Origin of the sequence: Sphingobium sp. SA2 (genome assembly GCF_032227065.1) — a bacterium.
Classification (GTDB): domain Bacteria; phylum Pseudomonadota; class Alphaproteobacteria; order Sphingomonadales; family Sphingomonadaceae; genus Sphingobium.
In genome coordinates, this window is sequence record NZ_JAPMXX010000006.1 from 733,366 (window position 1) to 748,808 (window position 15,443).

At 64.7% G+C, this 15,443-nt stretch carries 20 protein-coding genes; 10 read left to right on the top strand and 10 right to left on the bottom strand.

Going from position 1 to position 15,443, the window contains the following annotated elements:
- Nucleotides 1-14: 14 nt before the first annotated feature.
- From OVY48_RS11155 to OVY48_RS11180, 6 genes are read right to left on the bottom strand one after another with little or no spacing between them, the layout of a single operon-like run.
- Complete coding sequence (locus OVY48_RS11155; protein ID WP_037474280.1) at nucleotides 15-326, bottom strand: hypothetical protein; 312 nt, start codon at nucleotides 324-326, stop codon at nucleotides 15-17.
- Nucleotides 327-353: 27 nt separating this feature from the next.
- Complete coding sequence (locus OVY48_RS11160; RefSeq protein ID WP_313922868.1) at nucleotides 354-644, bottom strand: hypothetical protein; 291 nt, start codon at nucleotides 642-644, stop codon at nucleotides 354-356.
- Between the two features lie 30 nt (nucleotides 645-674).
- Nucleotides 675-1,055: an envelope stress response membrane protein PspC gene (pspC, locus tag OVY48_RS11165; protein WP_037474275.1), complete on the bottom strand. Its 381-nt coding sequence runs from the start codon at nucleotides 1,053-1,055 to the stop codon at nucleotides 675-677.
- 1 nt (nucleotide 1,056) lies between these two features.
- A complete protein-coding gene (gene pspB, locus OVY48_RS11170; RefSeq protein ID WP_037474273.1) occupies nucleotides 1,057-1,323 on the bottom strand; it encodes an envelope stress response membrane protein PspB in 267 nt (88 codons plus the stop codon).
- A gap of 4 nt (nucleotides 1,324-1,327) precedes the next feature.
- The gene (pspA, locus tag OVY48_RS11175; RefSeq protein ID WP_096061295.1) at nucleotides 1,328-1,996 is read right to left on the bottom strand and encodes a phage shock protein PspA; all 669 of its coding nucleotides are present in this window, start codon (nucleotides 1,994-1,996) and stop codon (nucleotides 1,328-1,330) included.
- A gap of 51 nt (nucleotides 1,997-2,047) precedes the next feature.
- Nucleotides 2,048-2,224, bottom strand: a complete 177-nt coding sequence (locus tag OVY48_RS11180; RefSeq protein WP_313922869.1) for a hypothetical protein — start codon at nucleotides 2,222-2,224, stop codon at nucleotides 2,048-2,050.
- Nucleotides 2,225-2,409: 185 nt separating this feature from the next.
- Between OVY48_RS11180 and pspF the strand changes: the two genes are divergently transcribed.
- The 3 genes from pspF (at nucleotide 2,410) to OVY48_RS11195 (ending at nucleotide 4,010) form a co-directional block, all read left to right on the top strand.
- A complete protein-coding gene (gene pspF / locus OVY48_RS11185; RefSeq protein ID WP_313922870.1) occupies nucleotides 2,410-3,432 on the top strand; it encodes a phage shock protein operon transcriptional activator in 1,023 nt (340 codons plus the stop codon).
- 88 nt (nucleotides 3,433-3,520) lie between these two features.
- A complete protein-coding gene (locus OVY48_RS11190; protein WP_313922871.1) occupies nucleotides 3,521-3,802 on the top strand; it encodes a BrnT family toxin in 282 nt (93 codons plus the stop codon).
- Nucleotides 3,753-4,010 (top strand): BrnA antitoxin family protein, encoded by a 258-nt coding sequence (locus tag OVY48_RS11195; RefSeq protein WP_313922872.1) that lies wholly within the window; start codon nucleotides 3,753-3,755, stop codon nucleotides 4,008-4,010. Before OVY48_RS11190 ends, OVY48_RS11195 begins: the two co-directional genes overlap by 50 nt.
- Before the next feature lie 22 nt (nucleotides 4,011-4,032).
- Here OVY48_RS11195 and OVY48_RS11200 read toward each other — a convergent pair whose 3' ends face one another.
- Complete coding sequence (locus OVY48_RS11200; protein WP_310224018.1) at nucleotides 4,033-4,911, bottom strand: 3-hydroxyacyl-CoA dehydrogenase NAD-binding domain-containing protein; 879 nt, start codon at nucleotides 4,909-4,911, stop codon at nucleotides 4,033-4,035.
- A gap of 170 nt (nucleotides 4,912-5,081) precedes the next feature.
- Here OVY48_RS11200 and OVY48_RS11205 point away from each other — a divergent pair, with 170 nt between their 5' ends.
- From OVY48_RS11205 to pal, 6 genes are all read left to right on the top strand, one after another.
- The gene (locus tag OVY48_RS11205) at nucleotides 5,082-5,552 is read left to right on the top strand and encodes a YbgC/FadM family acyl-CoA thioesterase (RefSeq protein ID WP_313922873.1); all 471 of its coding nucleotides are present in this window, start codon (nucleotides 5,082-5,084) and stop codon (nucleotides 5,550-5,552) included.
- A complete protein-coding gene (gene tolQ / locus OVY48_RS11210; protein ID WP_043152101.1) occupies nucleotides 5,549-6,256 on the top strand; it encodes a protein TolQ in 708 nt (235 codons plus the stop codon). Before OVY48_RS11205 ends, tolQ begins: the two co-directional genes overlap by 4 nt.
- A 106-nt stretch (nucleotides 6,257-6,362) precedes the next feature.
- A complete protein-coding gene (gene tolR, locus OVY48_RS11215) occupies nucleotides 6,363-6,830 on the top strand; it encodes a protein TolR (RefSeq protein ID WP_069065693.1) in 468 nt (155 codons plus the stop codon).
- 10 nt (nucleotides 6,831-6,840) lie between these two features.
- The gene (locus OVY48_RS11220) at nucleotides 6,841-7,809 is read left to right on the top strand and encodes a cell envelope biogenesis protein TolA (RefSeq protein WP_313922874.1); all 969 of its coding nucleotides are present in this window, start codon (nucleotides 6,841-6,843) and stop codon (nucleotides 7,807-7,809) included.
- Entirely contained in the window at nucleotides 7,806-9,140 is a 1,335-nt protein-coding gene (gene tolB / locus OVY48_RS11225; protein ID WP_313922875.1) for a Tol-Pal system beta propeller repeat protein TolB, read from the top strand. Before OVY48_RS11220 ends, tolB begins: the two co-directional genes overlap by 4 nt.
- A gap of 119 nt (nucleotides 9,141-9,259) precedes the next feature.
- On the top strand, nucleotides 9,260-9,772 hold the full coding sequence (gene pal, locus OVY48_RS11230) for a peptidoglycan-associated lipoprotein Pal (protein WP_037472304.1): 513 nt from the start codon (nucleotides 9,260-9,262) through the stop codon (nucleotides 9,770-9,772).
- 139 nt (nucleotides 9,773-9,911) lie between these two features.
- On the opposite strand, the gene OVY48_RS11235 is transcribed toward pal, so the two are convergent.
- The 3 genes from OVY48_RS11235 to OVY48_RS11245 all read right to left on the bottom strand — a co-directional run bounded on the left by OVY48_RS11235 (nucleotide 9,912) and on the right by OVY48_RS11245 (nucleotide 13,661).
- Nucleotides 9,912-10,364, bottom strand: a complete 453-nt coding sequence (locus OVY48_RS11235; protein WP_313922876.1) for a MarR family transcriptional regulator — start codon at nucleotides 10,362-10,364, stop codon at nucleotides 9,912-9,914.
- 101 nt (nucleotides 10,365-10,465) lie between these two features.
- Nucleotides 10,466-10,768, bottom strand: a complete 303-nt coding sequence (locus OVY48_RS11240; RefSeq protein ID WP_037474835.1) for a hypothetical protein — start codon at nucleotides 10,766-10,768, stop codon at nucleotides 10,466-10,468.
- Between the two features lie 25 nt (nucleotides 10,769-10,793).
- A complete protein-coding gene (locus OVY48_RS11245; protein ID WP_313922877.1) occupies nucleotides 10,794-13,661 on the bottom strand; it encodes a pitrilysin family protein in 2,868 nt (955 codons plus the stop codon).
- Nucleotides 13,662-13,814: 153 nt separating this feature from the next.
- Here OVY48_RS11245 and OVY48_RS11250 point away from each other — a divergent pair, with 153 nt between their 5' ends.
- Entirely contained in the window at nucleotides 13,815-15,437 is a 1,623-nt protein-coding gene (locus tag OVY48_RS11250; protein ID WP_313922878.1) for a M28 family metallopeptidase, read from the top strand.
- Nucleotides 15,438-15,443: the final 6 nt, after the last annotated feature.

Consider the following 15,443-nt stretch of genomic DNA (forward strand, 5'->3'; position numbering starts at 1 on the left):
TTCTTATGCCGGGATCAGTTGGCGACGCCGCGCAGCTGTTCGATCTCGCGAGTCAGCTGGTGGCTTTCGTCGGTGACGATCCGCTCGACCACGGCCAGCCGGTCCTTCATCGACCCGATCTCGGCGCGCAGCTGGGCATTTTCTTGGCTCAGCAATTTGATGCGCTCGACCATTTCCTCGTTTTTCTGCGGATAGATCGGTTTGCCCCAGCTATTTTCCAGCGGGTAGCCATTTTTCACCCGCAACCAGGTCGTGAATATCCAGCCGCCAATAGCAAGCGCGCCCAGGATCATTCCGACTTGCGCAAAATCTTCAAATGGAAACATCGTCTCTACTCCCTTGCCAGCTGCGCCTCAGCGCAGCGCCTCGATGTCGCGCGCGGTGCGGGTGGCGGGATCGGTGGCGATCCGCTCCAGCACGGCGATGCGTTCCTCCAGGCGGCTGATCTTGCCCACCAGCTTTTCGTTTTCGCGCGACAGAAGGTCGATTTTTCGACCAGCGGCGGCGTCCGTTCGATCAACGGTGCCGGTCCATTCATTTTCCACCGGATAGCCGTGCCGGGCACGGACCCAGGTGGTGAACATCCAGCCCAAAGTCGACATCGCGATGATCGCCAGAACAAAGAAAGGTCCACCGACATTCATGATTAGTCTCCCTGTTTTGCCCCAGGCTGCTTAGCGCAGACGATCGATTTCATCGGCCAGGCGCGTATTGCGGCTGGTATAGTAGATTTCGATGTCGGCGAGGCGGCGATCGATATCGCGGAACTTGGACCGCACATCGCGGGTGGAGCGGGTCGGATTGGTCCGCACGCCTTGCCAGAATTTCTCGTCATCGCGATCGGCATAGAGGCCCGATGGCTTGTTGTCGGCGAAATAGGCGGCGGCGAAATAGGCGATCAGCGTCCAGGGGAAGGCCCCCATCAGCGTCACCAGCACCGCGCCGACGCGAACCCACACGACGTCGATCCCGCTATAGTCGGCAATGCCGGAGCAGACGCCCATCCATTTGCCGTCGGCCTTGTTGAGGTAGAATTTGGTGCGGCGGGCGGTCATGTCAGTTTCTCCGGTCGAAGGTGAATTCGCCCGGCTCCTGCGGACGATGCGGGCGGAAATCGGGGTTGTCGGCGGCGACGATCCGTTCGACCGTCTGCAGCCGCTCTTCCATCCGACGGGCGAGAAGGTGGAGTTCATCCAGCAGCTTCTCATCCTCGTCGGTGATCTTGGGGGCCTGCTTCCACTTGGTGACATAGTGGAAGATCAGCCACGGCATGCCGATGAACAACATGCCGCAGACGATGATGGGCAGAAAAATCTCTTCCATCGGATCAGTCCCCCTTGTTCATGCTGGCCTTGAGCGCGGCGAGGTCGGCATCCACCTTGTCGGCGGAGCGCAACTCGGCAATCTCTTCTTCCAGCGTCTTGGGGGCGCTGCCCAGGTCCATCGCGTCGGCGCGGCCTTCGGCCATATCGACCCGGCGTTCCAGCAGGTCGAAACGCGCAAACGCCTCGTTGACCTTCTCGCCGGCATAGGCTTCGCGGACGCGCAGGCGGTTTTCGGCGCTCTGCATCCGGGTGACCAGGCTGTTCTGGCGCACGCGGGCTTCGCGCAGCTTGGCCTGCAGCTTGGCGATATCCTCTTCGGCGGCGCGCAGCGCTTCGTCCAGCGTCTCGATCTCATGGGTCAGATGCTCGGCCATGTCGGTCGCCTTCTGCCGTTCGACAAGCGCCGCTTTGGCCAGGTCTTCGCGATCCTTGGAAAGCGCAAGTTGCGCCTTTTCGGTCCAGCTGTCCTGCAACGCGGTCAGCTTGGCGATGTGGCGGCGCATTTCCTTCTGGTCGGCGATGGTGCGGGCGGCGGACGCGCGCACTTCGACCAGGGTTTCCTCCATTTCGAGGATGATCATGCGGATCATCTTCGCCGGATCTTCCGCCTTGTCGAGCAGGTCGGTCACATTGGCGGCGATGATGTCGCGGGTGCGGGAAAAAATACCCATTTTAACGTCACTCCTGGTCTTGGCTATTTTCTTGAAACGACCGGGCGACCCTTATGCCAGATAGCGCAGGGTCGCCGGATTGTGGGTTTCGCTGGCGAGGATCGGGGTTTCGCTGGCGCGGGCCGGGCCGACGGCTGCCAGGATCAGGGTCGATCCTACCAGCAGGGCGGCAACGGCGACCGACATCAGTTGGCCGATTTCGCGAACGCTGTTGCTGTTGTCTTCCATTTTAGTCACTCCCTGAATCTTGGCCTTCATCGATTTCCGCGATTATCTGCGGATTGCCCATAGCTTTGCAGGGGCCGTGCCAATTTGCCGCATGGCGCGGATTTTCGCCATTTTTGTCCTTTCGTTTCGGCTGAGTGCGGAATTTCGCTTGCGACAAGGTGGGAAATTTCACCATAAGTTGGTGTATGGAGAAAACGACCCATTTTGTCGGCCAGTCATTGGCCTTTCTCGACGCCGTCGAACTGGCGGGGCGCGCGGCCGAACTCAACCGCCCGGTGCTGGTGATCGGCGAGCGCGGGACCGGCAAGGAGCTGATCGCCGAGCGGCTGCATCACCTCTCCCCGCGCTGGGGCGAACCGTTGATCGTCATGAACTGCGCCGCGCTGCCCGAAACCCTGATCGAAGCTGAATTGTTCGGCCATGAACAGGGCGCCTTCACTGGCGCCAACCGCGCGCGGCCCGGTCGGTTCGAGGAAGCCGATGGCGGCACGCTGTTCCTTGATGAACTCGGCACCCTGTCGATGGCGGCGCAGGAACGGCTGTTGCGCGTCGTCGAATATGGCGAAGTCACCCGCATCGGCGCATCAAAACCGCTGCGCGTCGATGTCCGCATCGTCGCAGCGACCAATGACGATCTGCCCACCGCCGCCGATGCCGGGCGCTTCCGCCCCGATCTGCTCGACCGGTTGAGCTTCGAAGTCATCACCCTGCCGCCGCTGCGCGCGCGCGAGGGCGATGTGCCGGTGCTGGTCGATCATTTCGGGCGGCGCATGGCCGCCGAACTCGCCTGGCCGCAATGGCCCGGCTTCGATGCGGCGACGCTGGCGGAACTCGAAGCCTATGCCTGGCCCGGCAATGTCCGCGAATTACGCAACGTGATCGAGCGCGCCGTCTATCGCTGGGACGCGCCGACCCGCCCGATCAGCCGCATCACCTTCGATCCCTTCGCCTCTCCCTGGAAGCCCAAGCCGCTCATGCCCCGCGCCGCCGACCCCTGCGACCCGCCCGCGCCGACCGCCAAGGCCGCCGCCGCGGCGGTCGACGATATTTGCGACCTGCGCGCCGCAGTCGACGCCTATGAATCCGCGATCATCACCGCCGCCCTCGACCGCTACCGCTTCAACCAACGCGCCACCGCCAAGGGCCTAGGCCTCACCTACGACCAACTGCGCCACTGCATGAAGAAGCACAGCCTCAGCGCCGGGTAGCTTTGATGTTCCATTAAATATTGCGGCTCGCTATTATTGTGCTACATTAAATATACGTGGCAGCGCCGTAGTCGGAGGGAAATATGCCATGCGCATCGAGTATGATCCGTCCAAGCGACAAAAAACTCTCGATGCGCGCGGTCTGGATTTCGAATCCATCGTTACGATGTTCGACAGGTTCCACCTGATCCGAACCGACGATCGGAAAGATTATGGCGAGGTCCGCTATATCATGCTCGGCCTGTTGGATGAACGGCCGGTCATATGTGTCTGGACACCCAGGGGTGACGCCATTCGCGTCATTTCGATGAGGATAGCAGATGATGACGAACGAGAAATCTACTGGCGGGAACTGGATCGATCCCGATGATGCCCCAAAGCTGAACCAGGACTGGGCCGATGGCGCAGATGCCTATGTGGGCCAGACGCTGGTGCGTCGCGGACGCCCCAAACTTGAACAAACCAAGCAGCATGTGTCGCTGCGGCTCGACCCCGATGTGATCGCCAGCTTCAAGGCGGGCGGTCCCGGCTGGCAAGCGCGCATCAACGAGGCCTTGCGAAAGGCGGCGCGTCTCTAGCGCCACCTTTCGCCTTCCCCGCTCACCGCGTCGGCACAGGCTCCGCGCCCGAATAATCGTAGAAGCCTCGCCCGGTCTTGCGGCCATACCAGCCCGCCTCGACATATTTCACCAGCAGCGGCGCGGGGCGATATTTGGGGTCGCCGGTGGTGCTGAGGAACACGTTCAATATCTCCAGCGCCGTATCCAGCCCGACGAAATCGAGCAAAGTCAGCGGCCCCATCGGGTGATTGAGCCCCAGCTTGCAGCCCATGTCGATATCGACCACGCTGCCTACGCCCTCGCCCAGCACGAACACCGCTTCGTTCAGCATCGGCAGCAGGATGCGATTGACCACGAAGCCCGGCGCGTCGAACGCCTGCACCACCGTCTTGCCGATCCGTGCCGCAAAGCCCTCGACCGCCGCCACCGTCTCCGGCGTCGTGGCGAGCCCGCGAATGACCTCGACCAACACCATCACCGGCACCGGATTGAAGAAATGCACGCCCACAAAGCGCCCCGCATCGGGTGCCGCCTGCGCCAGCCGGGTGATGGGAATGGACGATGTATTGGTCGCCAGGATCGCATCAGCCGCCAGCAACGGCCCGACATTGGCGAAAATCGCGCGCTTCACTTCCTCGCGCTCGGTCGCCGCCTCGATCACCAGTTGCGCGTCGGCCAGCGGCGCGATCTCGCCCACCGGCCGGATGCGCGCCAGCGCCGCATCCGCATCGGCCTTGCTGATCTTCTCCTTCTCCACCGCCCGCGCCAGCAGCTTGGCGATCCCCGCCAGCCCTTTCTCCGCGCGCGGCAGGTCGATGTCCGACAGGATCACGTCATAGCCCGCCTGCGCCGCCACCTGCGCAATGCCAGCGCCCATCTGCCCTGCGCCGATCACGCCTACCGTGCGAATATCCGTCATGTCGTTCTCTCTCCCTGGCTCAACTCGTCCCCCTCATCCTAGCGCCCCGCCCCGCCGGGGGCCAGAGCGGCCCACTCCTCAAAAAGCGCAGGCGACAAAATGCGCCTGTTGCGCGGGGGAAGGACGTTTCGGCCTTTGCCTCGACCGCGCGCCATGGTTAAAAGCCCGCCATGATTGTTGCCGAAATGATGCCCTCTCCCGCGACCGGACGCTTCATCGCGGCCGTGCATCATTTCCCGCTGCGCATCTATTTCGAGGATACCGACCTGTCGGGCCTCGTCTATCACGCCAATTATCTACGCTATATGGAGCGCGCCCGGTCCGACATGCTGCGCCTGGCGCAGATCGACCAGCGCGCCGCGCATGAAGGCGGCACCGGCGTCTATGCCGTCACCGACCTGCAGATCCGCTATCGCCGCCCCGCCCGGCTGGATGACGACCTGATGGTGGTCAGCCGCGTGGCTCAGGTGAGCGCAGCGACCTGCACCATTCATCAGTCAGTCATGCGCGGCGACGAACAGTTGACCGACGCCAGCATTTGCGTTGCATGGCTGACGCCGCAGGGCCGCCCGCAACGGCAACCCAAAGCCTGGACCGACATTTTCAGCCGCCTTTGCCAAGGGGAAGACCTCCACCCATGACCCTCAACCTGCCAGACGTCGCCGCGGTGGCCGACGCCGCCACCATTTCCCCGCTGGCCCTGTTCCTTCAGGCCGACATCGTCGTGAAGGGGGTGATGCTGGGCCTGTTGCTGGCCAGCATCTGGACCTGGGCGATCATCATCGGCTTTTCGGTCAGCCTGCGCCGCGCCAGCAAGGAAAGCCGCAAGTTCGAGGCGGATTTCTGGAAGGCGGAGGATATCGACCGCTTCTACGAGACCCGTGGCAAGGTGGAGCATCCCGCGGCCAAGGTGATGGCGGCAGGCGTCACGGAATGGCGGCGCTCGACCGCGCAGAAGGTCGTCGATCGCGACGGCACGCGCGACCGGCTCGCCACCGCCATGTCAAGCACCATTGCCGCCGAAATCGACCGGCTGTCCGACAGGCTCAACATATTGGCGACGGTCGGCTCGGTCGCGCCTTTCGTCGGCCTGTTCGGCACCGTCTGGGGCATCATGCGCGCCTTCACCGCGATCGCCGCCGAACAGAATAGCTCGCTCGCGGTCGTCGCGCCGGGCATTGCCGAGGCCTTGTTCGCCACCGCCATCGGCTTGTTCGCGGCCATCCCGGCAGTCATCGCCTATAACCGCTTCAGCCACGGCATAAACCGCCTCGAATCCGCCCTCACCCGCTTCGCCGACAGCTTCTACGCGACCCTGAGCCGCGAACTGGAGGCCCAGCGATGAGTGCTTCCGTCATCCCAGCGAACGCTGGGATCTCCCTTTTCTTCCGCGCGCCAACGCCCAAGATGCCAGCCTGCGCTGGCATGACGACCAAGCGAGCCCCCCGCTAATGGCCATGTCCGGCCCTCCCTCCGCCCGCCGGGGTCGCGGCCGCGCGCCCATGGCCGACATCAACGTCACACCTTTGGTCGACGTCATGCTGGTGCTGCTGATCATCTTCATGGTCACCGCCCCGCTGCTGGTGACCGGCGTGCCGGTCAACCTGCCCGAAACCCGCGCCAAGGGGCTGGATCAGGACGCCAAGCCCACCGTCGTCTCCATCGACCGCGACGGCGCGACCTATGTCGATGAGGACGCCGTGGCGGATATCGACCTGCCCGACCGCCTCGCCGAAATCGTCGCCGCCAATGCGGGCAAGCCCGAAGCACCGCAAATCTTCCTGCGCGCCGACAAGGGGCTGGATTATGGCCGGGTCATGCGGGTCATGGCCGAACTCAACCGCGCCGGCCTGAACAAAGTGTCGCTGGTCTCGTCGCCCGACGATGCAGCCAGCGACGGTTCAGGCGAGAGGCCATAGGGCAAGCCGGATGGAGCGCGCGGAAAAGATTGGTTTGGGCGTCGCGACGGCGGGGCATGTCCTGCTGTTCGGGCTGTTGTCGGCCGGATTCCTGGCAACCCCCAACCCGTTGAAGCTCAAGACCCCGCCGATGGAAGTCTCCATGGTGGACGAAGTCGCGCTGCAATCGACCGCACCGCAAATCTCGACCGCCCCGCCGCCGCCCAGCATCGCGCCGGAACAGGGACCGACCGAAGACGCCGCACCCGCGCCAGAACCGACCCCCCAGCCGACACCCAAGGAGGTCGCGAAACCCGCGCCTGCCAAGCCCCAGCCTGCCCCGAAAAAGCCTGCGCCCGCCAAAAAGGAAGTGGCCAAGGCGAAACCCAAGCCCGCGCCCGAAAAGCCGACGCCCAAGGCCAAGCCGACCCCCGCCAAGCCCAGCCCGGCCAAAGCCAAGACGGACACAAAAGCGGAGGCAGACGCCAAACCCGCCGCCAAGCCATCGACCAAATCCACCGCCAAGCCCAAGGCCGACGCCCCCGCGCGCGCCTCCGGCCAGGGCAAGGCGGACAAGCCCAAAGGCTCGCTGCTTGGCAAGGATTTCCTCAAAGGCATCGACACCAATGCCGACGCGCCGCGTCGTCCCCCTGCGCCCGCGCCCGCCGCTGCCATGGGCGCAGCGCAGAAATCGGCGCTCGACGCTGAATTGCGCCGCCAGTTGAAGCCGCACTGGCGTCCGCCATCGGGCGCCGACGCCGACAAGCTCGTCACCCTGCTCGAAGTGCGGCTCGACAAGAGCGGCGCGGTCATCGGCACGCCGCAGGTAATCGACCAGCTCGGCGTCACCGCCAGCAACCGGCCCCAGGCTAAGCTCCATGCCGAACGCGCGATCCAGGCGGTGAAGCTCGCTTCCCCGTTCCGCAACATGCCACCCGAATTTTACGACCAATGGAAATGGCTCCGGCCACTCCGCTTTGACGCGAGGCTGAACCGATGAAACCCACCCTGCTCCGCCGCCTGCAGCTGGCGACCGCCGCGCTGCTCGCCTTCACCGCCCTGCCTGTTCAGGCCCAGCTATCGGTCGATGTCACCGGCGAGATTGACAGCAATGTCAAGGTCGCGGTCCCGCCGCTGCCCGCGCAGCAGGAGGTGGCGACCCCCGCCGGCTCCGCCACCGAGCTTGGCCGCAAGATCGCCGAAGTCATCGCGGCCGACCTCAAAGGCTCCGGCCTGTTCGACCCATCGGGTCCGGGCGGCCTGCCGGTCATTCCCTTTGCCGAAGTCACCTTCCCCCAATTCGACAAATGGGGCGCCTATCAGGCGTTGGTGCAGGGCTTCGTCCGCACCAGCGGCGGCGAATCCGACATTACCGTCGGCTGCTATCTCTACGACGTCGCGCTCAAGCAGGAACTTACCCGCCAGGGCTTCGTAGTCGCGCCGCGCGACTGGCGGCGTGCCGCGCATAAATGCGCCGACGCCATCTACGCCCGCCTGTCGGGCGAAAGCCCCTTCTTCGACAGCCGCATCGCCTATATCGCCGAAAGCGGCCCCAAGGGCGCGCGCGTCAAGCGTCTCGCCATCATGGACAGCGATGGCGCGAACCACCGCTTCATCACCAATGGCCAGTCGATGGCGCTCACCCCGCGCTTCTCGCCCGACTATAAATCCATCCTCTATGTCAGCTATCTGGGCAGCCGGGTCCGCCTCTATGTCTATGACATCGGTGCCGGGCAGCAGCGTCTGGTGACCGAAAGCAACAACCCGACCTTCGCGCCGCGCTGGTCGCCCGATGGCCGCAATATCCTCTTCTCGATGGCGGTGGCGGGCAATACCGACATTTACCGCATCGGTGCCAATGGCGGGACGCCGGTGCGCCTCACCACCTCGCCCGGCATCGATGTCGGCGGCAGCTATTCGCCTGACGGCTCCAGGATCGTGTTCGAAAGCGATCGGTCGGGCGGGCAGCAGCTCTATGTCATGAACGCCGACGGATCGAACCAACGCCGCATCAGCCATGGCGGCGGCCGCTATGCGACGCCCGAATGGAGCCCGCGCGGCGATCTCATCGCCTTCACCAAATTGGCGGGCGACTTCAAGATCGCGGTGATGACCCCCAGCGGCGACAATGAGCGCATCTTGACCAATGGCTGGCAGGATGAACAGCCCACCTGGTCACCCAATGGCCGCGTCCTGCAATTCTTCCGCACCACGCCGGGCCGCCAAGGCGCGAGCCAGGTGTGGCAGGTCGATCTGACCGGCGTCAACGAACGGCGCATCCCGACCCCTTTGAGCGGTTCCGATCCTGCCTGGGGACCGTTGCTGCCCTGATTATCGCCCCGACTGCCTGTCGCGACGGAACCCATTCGTCTTGACAGCGTAACGAACTTCACGGAGCCTGCCTGCGTCCCGATCCGAGCGCAGGCAGCGCTGAAACAAGGAGACACGCAATGCCATTGTCCCGCACCCTCTTGATGGCCACCGCCATCATCGCGCTCGCCGCTTGCTCGAAAAAGCCGCCGGCCGAACTGCCCCCCGCCCCCGGCGGCACCGACACGACGATGCCCAGCGGCCCGACGACGCCGACCGGTCCGGTCAAGGGCAGCCAGGAGGATTTCGTCGCCTCGGTCGCGTCAGACCGCATCTTCTTCGCGCTCAACGAATATGATGTGGACGCCCAGGATCAGGCAACGCTCCAGAGCCAGGCCGCCTGGCTGCAACAGAACCCCGCCGTCCGCGTCACGATCGAGGGTCATGCCGACGAACGCGGCACACGCGACTATAATATCGCGCTGGGCGAACGCCGCGCCAACGCCGCAAAAAACTATCTCGCCTCGCTGGGCATCGATTCCGGCCGCATCACCACCGTCAGCTACGGCAAGGAACGCCCCGCCGCCCTCGGCTCGGACGAAGCCTCCTGGGCCCAAAACCGCCGCGCGGTAACGGTAACGATCCAATATTGATCGCTCCGATCCTCTGACAAAAGGCCCGCCCGTCCCCCGACTGGCGGGCCTTTTTCATAGGAAGAACGCCCCCGCCTCCGTCATTCCCGCGAAGGCGGGAACCCATCTCCCAACCCAAAACCCCGGCGAGACGGTGAGGTCACTCCACCCCAGCCCGCTGCTCCGCCATCCGCAAACTCAGCAAGCCCAGCAACTCGACCCCAACCTCCACCGCACCATCGGGCAGTCCGCTGAGCAATCCCGCACGCACTTCCGCCAGCCGCGCCGCGATCTTCTCAGCCAGCGCCTTGCCCGCCTCCGTCAGCGCCAACCGATTGGACCGTTTATCATCAGGATCGGCGATCCGCTCGATCCACCCGGCGACCTGCAACTGGTCCAGCGTCCGCACCAGCGAGGGCGGGCTGATATCCAGCAACAATGCCAGCTCCGCCTGCCGCGGCGGCTCCGCCAGCTGATCAAGATGCACCAGGCACCATCCCGCGCTGCTCGACACGCCGAACTGCGCCAGCGCGGCATCGCCCATCTGCCGCCAGCCGCGCGCGACCGGGGCCAGCAGATGCAACAAAGCCAATTCCTGTTCCGCGTCCGCCATAATGATTAGATAGCTAACTAATCAATTTGGCACAAGTCGCAACCTATGTCCGACTCGCTGTCCGCTTTAGGGGTTCAGGCCTCGCCCGAACCCCCAACCCGTCAGGCCCGCCGCGTCCCCGTAAAGGCCGAAGCCCCGAACGCGCCCAGCTGCATCGTGCCGGTGATCGCATCGCCGCTGACCGTCGCTTCGCATTCCAGCGTCATCGGCATCGGCATGGTCATTTCCATCTTCCAGGTCAGCACGTCGCCCGCGACCTTGCCATCGACCACGTCCAGCGACCCCATCATCCCGGCAAAGGTGCCGTTGAACCGGTCGCCATTGCTGATCACGGTAAAGACGCCATTCTGGTCGCCCATCGGCGTCTTGGCCACGCAATCATAAGCGCCATCGACAGTTGCCATCTCATTCACTCCTTTAGGTTTTTTCTCAGTCAGCCAGGGTGCCGGTTTCGACCGGCAAGCCCACCGCGTCAAGCTGTGGCCGCACCAGTTTCGCATCGCCCACCACGACCCAGATCAGCCCGTCGGCGTTGATCGCCTCGCGGGCCGCCTTGTCGAAATCGGCCGCCGTCATCGCCCGGTAGATTTTGGGCAGCGTCTCGTAGAAATCATCCGCCCGGCCGATCAGGTCGTTGCGCATCATCGCCCCCAACAGGTCCGACGAGGTTTCGAAACTGCCCGGCAGCGACAGGATCTGGCCGTTGATCGTCTGGTCGCGCTCGGCCTTGGTCGTGCCCTTGGTCGTCAGGAAATCCTTGATGTCCTGCCGCGCCGCGATGATCGACTCGCCCGTCTTGTCGCTCTGCACCGGCGCATAGACCAGCAGCGGGATCGTGTCCTTGACGCCGGGCAAGGCCGTCCCCGCGCCATAGGCCCACCCCTTGGTCTCGCGCAGATCCATGGTCAGCCGCGACGTCGTGCTGCCGCCCAGCACCTCATTGGCGGACTGCAGCGTCACCGGATTGTCGGTGCCCTTCTTGGCGGTCAGCACGCCCGCCAGAATCATCGACTGCGGGCTTTGCGGCTTGTCGATCAGGATGATCCGCGCCGGGCGGGCCATCCGGTCCATGCGGAACAGCTTGGTCCCCTTCGCCGCCGCCGGGGCCTTCCAATCGCCAAAGCGCTTTTCCAGCAAGGGCAGCAATTCGGTCAGGGTCGTGTCCCCAGTCACGAAAATCTTGGCATTGTCGGGCCGCAACCAACCGTCATGAAAGGCGACCAGATCGGCCCGCGTCACTGCCTTGACCCCGCTCTCGGTGCCGGACCCGGTAAAGGGGATGCCATAGGGATGCGCCGTGCCATAGAGCAGAGGCGGCAGCATTCGCTGGGCGATCGCCATCGGCTCGGTCTTCTCCGCCGCGATCCGCGTCAGCATCTGCCCGCGCAGCCGCTCGACCTCCGCCGGTGCAAAGGCCGGATTGCGCACCACATCGGCCAGCAGGCCGAGCGACGCATCCAGATTGGGCTTGAGCGCGAACAGGCCGACCGTCGTGCGATCCATGCTGTTGCCCGCGCTCACCGCCGCGCCCAGCCGCTCCTGCTCCTGCGCGATGGTGAGCGAACTGCGGGTCTTGGTCCCTTCGTCCAGCAACGCCGTGGTCAGCGCGGCCGTGCCCAGCTTCGCCCGATCGTCAGCCGCATTACCCGCATCGAAGGCCACTGACACCCGCACCGTCGGCACCGTGGCGCGGCGCGCGAAGACGACCGGGATGCCGTTGCTGAGCTTGGCATGTTCGACCGGCGGAAAATCGAGGTCGGCGACCGGCTCGATCGGCGGTTCGGCGATCTTGGTCGGCTTGGGCGGCGTCCCGGCCGTCGGCGCAGGCGCATCGGGATCGCGGAAATAAGCGGGCTTCATCGTCGCATTGCCCGCCAGCGCATTATCCGCCGCCGTCCGCTCGCCCGGTGCCACGGTCAGGCGAAACACTGGCCGTCCCAGCCATTCGCGCGCGGCTTCCGTCACTTGGCGCGGGGTCGCCGCGGCATAGGCGGCCAGATCCTTCTTGTAGGTCGCCGGATCATCCGAATAGACCGCTCCCTCGGCCAGCGTCACCGCCTTGCCGGAAAAGCCGCCCACTTGCTCCAGGCCCGAAATCGTCCCCGCCACCCGCTGCGTCGCGGCGCGCTGCACCTCGTCGGCGCTTGGCCCGTTGGTCAGATAATCGGCCAGCAGCTGGTCGAGCCGCTTGCCCACCGCCACCGCATCTTCGCCCGGCTTCACGTCCACCGTGATCTCGGCGATGCTCAGCTTCTCGAACGGCTGGACATTGGCCTTGACCCCCACCGCCACCTTCTCGTCGCGCACCAGCGTCGTGTAGAGCCGCGACGATCCGAGGCCGCCAAATACGGACAAGGCGAGATCAAGCGCAGGCAGGTCCGCGCCATTGACGCCGGGCACCACCCAGTTGCGATAGAGCCGCGTCGCCGCGACATTATCCTTCATCAGCTTCTCGACATCCTTGTCGAGCGTCGGGACGGTCGCGTCCACATCCTGGGGCGGCGGCCCGGCGGGGATATTGCCGAACCAGCGTTCCACCTTCTTCTTGGCGGTCGCCATGTCGATATCACCCGCCAGCACCAGCACCGCATTGTTCGGGCCATAATGCGTCTTGAACCACATCTGCACGTCGGCCAGGCTCGCGGCATTCAGGTCCGCCATCGACCCGATGGTGGAGTGGCGATAGGGATGACCTTCGGGCAGCAGCGCGGCGAGCTGCGCATATTCGACCAGGCCATAGGGCTGGTTCTCGCCCATCCGCTTTTCATTCTGGACGACGCCGCGCTGGGTATCCAGCTTCGCCTGCGTCACCGCGCCCAGCAAATGGCCCATCCGGTCGGATTCGAGGAACAGCGCCCGGTCAAGCGCGCCGGTCGGCACCGTCTCGAAATAATTGGTGCGATCGAACCAGGTCGTCCCGTTCCAGTCGGTCGCGCCGATATCCTCCAGCCGCCCGAAGAACGGCCCGTCAGCATTTTCCGACCCATAGAACATCAGATGTTCGAACAGATGGGCAAAGCCCGTCTTGCCCGCAGGCTCGAAGCGCGACCCGACATGATACCAGACCGACACCGCCACCACCGGTGCCTTGCGGTCGGTATGGACGATGACGCGCAGGCCGTTCTTCAGCGTGAACTCTTCATAGGGAATGTCGACCGCCGACACGAGGCTGGAGAGCGGCGCGGGCGCAGCGACGGCGGCCGCGCCCTGCGCCACCGCCTGGGTCACGGGCGTCATCGCCAGCATGGACAGACCGATCAGCAGGGGCAGGCGGCGCGGCAGGGAAGACAGGATCATGAAGGAGCCTTCTGACAAAAGCAGCGGGGTGAAACCGCCCGCAGGATGGCGCTAGAATAGCGGGGCGTTTTAGCAGCGCAATACGCATACGGCTGGACAGCGCGAACCGCGACGATAGGTTCCGCTCCATCATCGACGTTAAAAGAGTAACCCATGCGCTTTCGCCTTCCCGTCCTCGTCTCCCTGCTCGCCCTCGCCGCCCCGGCTTTCGCCCAGGAACCGGCCTTCTCCCCCGACGCGATCCGCGCCGACGTGACATTCCTCGCCGACGACCTGCTCGAAGGACGCGACGCGGGCACACGCGGCTATGACATCGCCGCCCGCTTCGTCGCCGCCCGCTTTGCCGCGCTCGGCCTCACCCAGGCGGTCAAGGATAGCTGGTATCAGCCGGTCACATTGGCATTGGCCGATCTCGACAAGAGCGCGCCCGCGACGCTCACCATTGGCGGCCAGCGTTTCGCCAATGGCACCGATGTCGCGATCGGCGGCTTCGGCCGCGAAGCCAAGCAAAGCATCGCCGCCGGGGCCGTATTCGTCGGCTATGGCCTGCAATCGGATCGCGAAAAGATGGACGATTATGCCGGGCTGGACCTCAAGGGCAAATTCGCCGTCGCCCTTTCCGGTTCGCCCGTTGGCATGCCCAGCGAAGTCGGCGCGCATCTTGCCGCCGAAAAGGCGCTGGCGGCGCAGAAGGCCGGGGCCATCGGCCTCATCACGCTGCCCAGCCCCAGCCTGCTCGCCCGCATGCCCTGGGAAAAGCTGCGCGAACGCAGCAATGATCCGGTCGTCAGCTGGATCGACGGCCAGGGCCAGCCCTATGTCCGCACCCCCGCCATCCGCGCCACGGCCACGGTCCATGGCCCGGCCGCAGACGCGCTCTTTGCCGGGTCGCGCGGCAATCTCGCCGCCATCATGAAGCAGGCGGGCAAGAAGGGCGGCCGCCCCAAGGGCTTTGCCCTCAAGCCGCTCGTCACGCTGGAACGCGCCAGTTCCGTCAGCACCGCTCCCTCGGCCAATGTGCTGGCCGTGCTGCCCGGCTCCGATCCGGCACTGGCCCATGAATATGTACTGCTGATGGCCCATCTCGACCATAATGGCGTCAAGCAGAGCGCGAAGGGCGACGACAAAATCTATAATGGCGCGATGGACAATGCATCGGGCACCGCGACGATGCTGGCGGTGGCGAAGGCCTTTACCGAGGGCGGCGCACGGCCCAAACGCTCGATCCTGTTCGCTGCCGTCACCGCGGAAGAGGACGGCCTGCTCGGCTCGCAATATCTCGCCAAGCATCCGGTCCTGCCGACAGGCGGCAAACTGGTCGGCGTCGTCAATCTCGACATGCCGATCCTGACCTATGACTTTCAGGATGTCGTGGCGTTCGGGGCAGAGCATTCGACGCTCGGCCCCATCGTCGATCGCGCGGCGCAATCGGTCGGCGTCGCCCTCTCGCCCGACCCGCTGCCCGCCGAAGGCCTGTTCACCCGTTCGGACCATTATCGCTTCGTGCAGGAAGGCGTACCCGCCGTGTTCCTGATGACCGGTTTCGCCGGGCCGGGCAAAGCCGCGTTCGAACATTTCCTCAAGACCCAATATCACCAGCCATCCGATCAGATCGACCTGCCTTTCAACTGGGATGCCGCCGCCAAATTCGCTCGCGTCAACTATGCCATCGCCCGCCAGATCGCCGACGCGCCGGAAGCACCACGCTGGTATGCGCAGGATTTCTTCGGCGACGCTTTCGCCGCTGAGCAGCCCAAGGCCCCGATGCCCAAATAAGTCACG

Bases quoted from the DNA above. Each gene is read 5' to 3' on its own strand.
- pal (WP_037472304.1), top strand. From the start codon at position 9,260: ATGCCATTGTCCCGCACCCTCTTGATGGCCACCGCCATCATCGCGCTC.
- OVY48_RS11205 (WP_313922873.1), top strand. From the start codon at position 5,082: ATGATTGTTGCCGAAATGATGCCCTCTCCCGCGACCGGACGCTTCATC.
- OVY48_RS11200 (WP_310224018.1), bottom strand. From the start codon at position 4,911: ATGACGGATATTCGCACGGTAGGCGTGATCGGCGCAGGGCAGATGGGC.
- OVY48_RS11155 (WP_037474280.1), bottom strand. From the start codon at position 326: ATGTTTCCATTTGAAGATTTTGCGCAAGTCGGAATGATCCTGGGCGCG.
- pspB (WP_037474273.1), bottom strand. From the start codon at position 1,323: ATGGAAGAGATTTTTCTGCCCATCATCGTCTGCGGCATGTTGTTCATC.
- OVY48_RS11220 (WP_313922874.1), top strand. From the start codon at position 6,841: ATGGAGCGCGCGGAAAAGATTGGTTTGGGCGTCGCGACGGCGGGGCAT.
- OVY48_RS11160 (WP_313922868.1), bottom strand. From the start codon at position 644: ATGAATGTCGGTGGACCTTTCTTTGTTCTGGCGATCATCGCGATGTCG.
- OVY48_RS11190 (WP_313922871.1), top strand. From the start codon at position 3,521: ATGCGCATCGAGTATGATCCGTCCAAGCGACAAAAAACTCTCGATGCG.
- OVY48_RS11240 (WP_037474835.1), bottom strand. From the start codon at position 10,768: ATGGCAACTGTCGATGGCGCTTATGATTGCGTGGCCAAGACGCCGATG.
- tolQ (WP_043152101.1), top strand. From the start codon at position 5,549: ATGACCCTCAACCTGCCAGACGTCGCCGCGGTGGCCGACGCCGCCACC.
- OVY48_RS11250 (WP_313922878.1), top strand. From the start codon at position 13,815: ATGCGCTTTCGCCTTCCCGTCCTCGTCTCCCTGCTCGCCCTCGCCGCC.
- pspF (WP_313922870.1), top strand. From the start codon at position 2,410: ATGGAGAAAACGACCCATTTTGTCGGCCAGTCATTGGCCTTTCTCGAC.
- OVY48_RS11195 (WP_313922872.1), top strand. From the start codon at position 3,753: ATGATGACGAACGAGAAATCTACTGGCGGGAACTGGATCGATCCCGAT.
- pspA (WP_096061295.1), bottom strand. From the start codon at position 1,996: ATGGGTATTTTTTCCCGCACCCGCGACATCATCGCCGCCAATGTGACC.
- OVY48_RS11180 (WP_313922869.1), bottom strand. From the start codon at position 2,224: ATGGAAGACAACAGCAACAGCGTTCGCGAAATCGGCCAACTGATGTCG.
- tolR (WP_069065693.1), top strand. From the start codon at position 6,363: ATGGCCATGTCCGGCCCTCCCTCCGCCCGCCGGGGTCGCGGCCGCGCG.
- pspC (WP_037474275.1), bottom strand. From the start codon at position 1,055: ATGACCGCCCGCCGCACCAAATTCTACCTCAACAAGGCCGACGGCAAA.
- tolB (WP_313922875.1), top strand. From the start codon at position 7,806: ATGAAACCCACCCTGCTCCGCCGCCTGCAGCTGGCGACCGCCGCGCTG.
- OVY48_RS11245 (WP_313922877.1), bottom strand. From the start codon at position 13,661: ATGATCCTGTCTTCCCTGCCGCGCCGCCTGCCCCTGCTGATCGGTCTG.
- OVY48_RS11235 (WP_313922876.1), bottom strand. From the start codon at position 10,364: ATGGCGGACGCGGAACAGGAATTGGCTTTGTTGCATCTGCTGGCCCCG.